The following is a 6,457-nucleotide window of genomic DNA, read 5'->3' as shown; positions in this document are numbered from 1 at the left end:
GGGTGACAAGCAGCTCAAAAGCTTGACAGGAAAAGCGTTTCACCCCTCTTCCCCTCAAAAAGAATGTAAGTTATTGACAGGCTTATTGAGAATGAATACGTGAATGAGAATGATAATCATCTAGGTGACTCACAGCGAGTCTGTTGGTTATTTTTAATCCTTAAATGTTCCCCCAAAGCAGCACCCAGCAAGGGTCACAGGGTTTTGGTGTCGGCGTGCGATACGTCAGAGCAGTCAAGAAAGGACATTTCCTGTACCCATTCTCTATCAAAGTAGGAGAAAACATCTGCAAAGGTTTTTAGTTCTTCCCAATCTTAGTTTACCCTTAATCTGGTTTCCGATAATTAAATATATATTAAGAACTCAAATTCCTCTGGGAAGTCGTGTTATTCTAGCTATAGATAGAACTCAATGGGACAGCAATAACTTATTAATGGTTGCTGTGATTTGGAAAAAACGTTCCTTCCCTGTATATTGGCAATTTTTGGATAAGGCGGGTAGTAGCAATATCTCCGAACAAATAGCAGTTATTCGTCCGGTCTTAAAATTGCTTTCCCGTTATCAAGTTGTTCTCATCGGAGATCGAGAATTCCGCCGCGTTGAACTCGCTTACTGGTTGAAAAAAAAGAAGGTATTTTTTGCCTTGCGGATCAAGCAGGATACTTATATCCGCCAATCGGAAGGAAACTATCAACAGCTAAGTGAGTTGGGTTTAACTCCGGGGATGAAGTTATTTCATTCGGGAGTTAATTATACAAAGAAGAAGGGGTTTGGTCGTTTTAATTTAGCCGCTTATTGGAAACGAAAGTATCGAGGTTCTTATGAAAAACAGGGCTGGTTCATTCTAACCAATTTAAGTAGTATTGATGAAGTGATTCAGGTTTATCAATCTCGCAGTGGTATAGAATCATTGTTCAAAGATTGTAAGACGGGTGGCTATAACTTAGAAGGAACTAAGGGCCAGCATAGAACGTTTAAATCGTTTAGTCTTGTTAATTGCCATGGCTTATACTATCGCTTCTTTAAAAGGTGACAAAACTCGTTGTTCACATCAACAAAAATATATCTGTCGTCTCAAAGAGGTAGCAAGAAGTCAGAGACGACACAGCAATTTCTGGATTGGTCTTTATGGATTGACTTGGACGATTGGATGGGATTTTTGTCGAGTCATGGTTGAGAAACTTATTCACCTTAATCGCTCTAAAATCCATTACTTTCAACAAGGATTAAAAGCAATGTACTTAATTGAAAATCATTGACTATTTTGTCTATTAATCTGTATAAAATTATCTGGTTACACTTCTATTATTGACGAATTTAACCTCAATATTTATCTATTCAACAGTCTGAAACTGACTGAGATGTTGTTTGTTGGGTGGAAACTATCTGGCTTTCCTGGGGACAATGATGAATTAAAATAATCCTAACGCCTTACAGATAATTTGACAATTCACTTCCTTCGATTTTGATTCAAGTACATTTGCGTAAAATATACGCAAATCAATTTTTGGTCTGAAAAAGACAACCAAGATACTCAGAAAAGTAGGTGATTATCATTCTCATTCATTTATTCATTCTCAATAAACCTGTCAATAAGTTACATTCTTTTTGAGGGGAAGAGGGGTGAAATGCTTTGCCTGCCAAGCTTTTGAGCTGCTTGTCACCCCTTCAGCCCTAACCTTTTTAATCAACCTTTTCCATATTAATAACAGGCATTCTGAGATAGGTGGTTGTACGCTGTTTGCGGACAATATCGGCAACAACTCGCTCGACTTGCTCTACTGTCAAATCAAGCGCTTGGGCGATTTTGTCATTGCTAACTCCCTGTTCATACCCGAACCAGATGGTATCCAGAATATCAAAGGGTAGACGGAAGAAAAACTCTTCTTGTGAACTTCCCCCCGGATAGGTATCTGATGTCGGTGTGCGTTGTTGAATGTCTTCTGGTACATCTAAGTAACGAGCAAGCTGGTAAACTTGTGTCTTGAACAAATGGGCAATCGGACTAACATCAATTCCGCCATCTCCGTACTTGACAAAAAAGCCTAAGAGATGTTCATTTTTATTCGGTGTACCGATAACCGCATAATTATTTAATTCGGCGTGATAGTAGAGCATCGCCATGCGCGATCGCTGTTTAAAATTAGACGCGGCGACAATCTGATAATATTCTTGGGGCGGTAAGCGTTTGGTGAACTCCTCACCCTCTGGATTGGTTACGGTTAGGGAAAAGATATTCAGGGTTTCTTTTTCTAGCAAGTTTCCCGGTAAGGCAATTTTAGCTTGCCAACTTTCTCCGAATTGTGGGAACAACCGTTTTATTGCGTCGTTGCGGCGGCGGTAACAGCCAAACCCATCCAAGACTCCGGAAATGTCTTCGGTAATAGTTTGAACGCCGTAGTGATCAGCGACTAACTGTGCCAGTGTAGCGCTCTCTGGGCTAGATTCGCCCTCCGGTAGCAGCAAGGCGACAACACGTTCGGAACCAAAGGCTTTGGCACATAAACCTAGCACCACCGATGAGTCAATCCCCCCACTGATTCCCAACACCGCCCCACGACGGCGTAGCGTTTGATGAACACTCTGGCGTAACTGTTCGACAATGCGTTCCGTCTCTTTGGCTGCATCTAGGTTAAGGGAGTGCTTATTGAAGCCAATTCCATCGATTTTAACTGAATTGTTCATGATAGATTCTCCTGAATTGTCATTTGTCAGTTATAGCAGTAGACTCATCGATTAGGACTTTTTGAACTGTTGTAGAGACTCTTCCGCCGGAACGTCTTTACCAGAGTTCTCCACAGTTAACTTTAATTGTGTCCACCTACTTATAGTTAGTGAATCTGCTCCACTGTGCGATCAATAACCTTAACTCGGTCTGAAGTCGTCAATGAAGATAACCGAGAGTTGAATGTTTTAACGAACTGTTGATCAACCAACTGCGTGGATAAAACGCCCGCGATCGCCATATCATCCACTTCACCCAAGGTGGCTCCACTTTGGGCTTTGCGAACCAGTTGATTGACGGCTAAGGGATTAAATAAACCACTAGCGCGTACAGCATCTTCCGATAACAACTCCAATACATAATCCGGTGTATCCTGGTGAAAGAAACTGCGGTGAATCGGGGCGCGGTAGGGACGCTTACGGCGCTGCCAAATATCGGGGGGAAGTAATTTGCGGCTTAATTGTCGCAGCAGCCATTTCTCAGTTAAGCCGCGCAGCTTCACATTAGAGGGGAGGCGATCGCAAAATTCCACAACTCGATAATCTAGAAAGGGGAAACGCCCTTCTACTGAATTCGCCATCGCCATGCGATCGCCTTGGGAGGATAGCAAATAGGGTGACATGAAGGTGACAATTTCCAGGTATTGGGCTTGGGCTAAAGGGGACCAACTAGCAAAATTGCTCTGGAGGGGAACCAATTGTTCTGCCCATTCTAGGGGTTTCACTTCAGGTTTAGACAGCAGCAAACGCTGGAGACGAGCCGTGTTTGACCAACGGATGATATGTGAATAAAATAGTGATTCGGTATCGGTGAGATTCTTTTTAAAGAACGCCTGGACAAAGGCTTCACTGGTACGACTCAAGCCAGAAATTTCCGGATACAGTCGTTTCAATAATAAATGTCGCCATTGGGAATCCGGCTGTTTTGCCCAAAATCGACGTATCGCCATTTCTTTGAAAATGTCATAGCCACCGAGGAATTCATCAGCCCCCTCACCTGTGAGTACCACCTTTAAATTAGAATCCCGCACTAACCGAGACAGCATAAACATGGGTGCAGGTGCGGTGCGTAATGTGGGAGTTTCTGTGTGCCAGATGACCTCTGGAAACAGGCGGCTAATATCAGTATGGGTACAATAAACGACTCGATGATTAGTTCCCAAAATATCTGCCATGCGCCGTTGGAACTCACTCTCGTCAAACTCTGGATCTGAAAAGGCGATGGAGAAGGTTTCTAAGGCGTTCTGGGCATATTGACGGATAATCGCCGTCGTTGTCGAAGAATCCAACCCCCCACTCAGGTAAGCGCCAACAGGGACATCAGCCCGTAGGCGGATTAGGGTAGAGTCAATTAGCAGTTGCTCAAACTCATCCAGATAATCTTGGGGAGTACGCCGGGATGCTTCTGGGGTAAAGTCTAGCTCCCAGTACGGTTGAATGTTTAACTGTCCATCCTGAACCTGCAGATAATGACCTGGGGGGAGGCTATCAATGTCCTGGAAAATGGTGTGGGGTGTCAAGACACTCCAAAACGTGAACACCTGCGTCAGTGCGGCGGGATCAATTGTCGCAGAAACCGTGGGATGCGCCAGAATGGTCTTGATTTCAGAACCAAAGATTAACTGATCATGGCACAGGTTATAAAACAAGGGGCGAATCCCCAAGCGATCGCGTGCCAAAAATAAGCTATGCTGACTCCTATCCCAGATCGCGATCGCAAACTGACCATTGAGATAATTCAAGCAATCGACACCATACTCTTCATACAGATGCAGGATCACCTCTGTGTCACAGTTGGTGGTAAAGCAGTGACCAAGCGCTTCTAATTGGGGGCGCAGTTCCACATAGTTAAAGATTTCACCGTTGAAGACAATCCACAATGTTTCATCTTCGTTACAAATCGGCTGCTGTCCACCGCTCAAATCAATAATACTGAGACGAGCGTTCCCCAAATTAACCCATTCATCCCGGTAAATCCCAAACTCATCAGGACCCCGATGACGAATCATGGCTAACATCTGCGGCAAAACCGTCTCCGGAATCGGCTGAGGTTCGTGCAAGTTGAGAACACCGACAATACCACACATAACTTACTCCTTTTGTTTGTAGTAAGCGCTTTAGCGCTTTTGCCACTTTGTGTAAGTTCTGTAAATAGTCTTCAAACCCTGACAAAGGACAAAGGACAAATGACAAATGACAGATGACTTATCACTTCAAATCAGTCTTTTTAATTTTGCCAGAGGCGGTTTTAGGCAATTGAACACAAAACTCGACCAACTTCGGCACCATGAAATCTTCCAAATGGGCGCGGCAATGCCGTAAGATATGGGCTGGGGTAAGTTCATCGCCCTCCTGTACGACAAACGCCTTGACCACCTGCCCCAATACCGGATCAGCCACGCCAATCACCGCCGCTTCCCGGACGCCGGAAAGACCATACAACACATTCTCCACCTCTTTCGGTGCCACTTTCTCGCCCCGGCTTTTGATCATGTCATCTTGCCGCGAGACAAAATACATAAACCCCTCTTCATCCATGCGAAATAGGTCTCCCGTATAGCACAGCCGCTCTCCTGGAATCAATCCTGGGCGGAAACGGGCAGCACTTGCCTCGGGGTTCTCCCAGTAACCGCGCATGACATGGCGCCCCCGCACCACCAACTCACCCACTTGACCCGAACCTAACCGCACTCCCTGTTCATTTTCAATCCACACTTCGGTGCCAGGAATAGCGATACCCACAGAATCGGGACGTTTGTCTAGTTGCTCTGGGGGCAGATAGAGGGTCCGTTTGGTTTCAGTTAAACCGTACATGGAGAACAGTGTCGCCCAGGGAAACTTCGCCCGAATTTGGAGAATGTGGGAGGGAGGCAAGGCGGCAGCGGTGTTGGTCAAATAACGTAAACTGGATAAATCATAGGCACTCAAATCCATTTTCAGCAGCATGGCATAAATCGTCGGGACGCCAGGGAAGCCAGTAACCCGCTCTTGCTCCATGCGTTTAAGAATGGCGGCTGGATAGGTAAATCCTTTTTCCAGCACCAGAGTACCGCCGAACTTAAACACCATCAACAGTTGGTACAGTCCGTAATCGAAGGATAAGGGCAACAAGCCAATAACACTATCACTCTCAACATTGCCCAGGTATTCGATAATCGAACTGGCAGCAAAGACAACATTGCTGTGGTCTGACATGACGCCTTTGGGGTCGCCCGTGCTACCGGAGGTATAAATTAGGCAGGCTAGGTCGAGATCAATATTGACGTTTGGGGGACGATGTGCTAAGTAATCGCCCTGGATGGCGGTATAGTTGAGGACATTACCCGTACTCGTCTCAGGGGTTGGCGAAGTGAGGATAATGGTTGTGAGGGAGGGAACCTGTTGGGTTAGCTGTTGGGCTAAATCGGCTTGTCGCCCACTGGTGATTAAAACTCTGGCTTGACAATTGTTTAAGATATAGGCGCACTTATCGGACTTCGTGCTGGGGTTAAGTGGCACAAAAACGCCACCCGCTTTGAGGATAGCAAAAATCGCGATCGCCAATTCTAGGCAGTTCGGTAGAAATAATACGACGCGATCGCCCCGTTGTAAACCCTGTGCCAAGAGCGCATTTGCCAAGCGGTTTGCCTGTACCTCGACTTCGGGATATGTTAGGCGTTGCCCATCGCCAATCAACGCCACCTTATCCGGCAATCGGTCAGCGCTAGACTCCAAAAATTCCTGTACCAACATG

4 protein-coding genes are annotated in these 6,457 nt (G+C 45.6%); 1 reads left to right on the top strand and 3 read right to left on the bottom strand.

Going from position 1 to position 6,457, the window contains the following annotated elements; genetic code table 11:
- Nucleotides 1–220: 220 nt before the first annotated feature.
- Entirely contained in the window at nt 221–1,033 is an 813-nt protein-coding gene (locus tag RH949_RS00410; RefSeq protein ID WP_157453077.1) for an IS4 family transposase, read from the top strand.
- A 650-nt stretch (nt 1,034–1,683) separates the two neighbouring features.
- Here RH949_RS00410 and nadE read toward each other — a convergent pair.
- The 3 genes from nadE to RH949_RS00395 all read right to left on the bottom strand — a co-directional run bounded on the left by nadE (nt 1,684) and on the right by RH949_RS00395 (nt 6,456).
- Entirely contained in the window at nt 1,684–2,685 is a 1,002-nt protein-coding gene (gene nadE, locus RH949_RS00405; protein ID WP_006099361.1) for an NAD(+) synthase, read from the bottom strand.
- A 146-nt stretch (nt 2,686–2,831) separates the two neighbouring features.
- Nucleotides 2,832–4,811 carry an asparagine synthase (glutamine-hydrolyzing) gene (asnB, locus tag RH949_RS00400; protein ID WP_446351589.1) on the bottom strand — a complete coding sequence of 660 codons (1,980 nt, stop codon included), beginning with the start codon at nt 4,809–4,811 and terminating at the stop codon, nt 2,832–2,834.
- A 121-nt stretch (nt 4,812–4,932) separates the two neighbouring features.
- A complete protein-coding gene (locus tag RH949_RS00395) occupies nt 4,933–6,456 on the bottom strand; it encodes a class I adenylate-forming enzyme family protein (protein WP_446351588.1) in 1,524 nt (507 codons plus the stop codon).
- Nucleotide 6,457: the final 1 nt, after the last annotated feature.

The sequence above is a fragment of the Coleofasciculus sp. A1-SPW-01 genome, assembly GCF_040217205.1.
GTDB lineage: Bacteria > Cyanobacteriota > Cyanobacteriia > Cyanobacteriales > Coleofasciculaceae > Coleofasciculus > Coleofasciculus chthonoplastes_A.
This window is presented reverse-complemented; position numbering and strand designations above follow the sequence as displayed.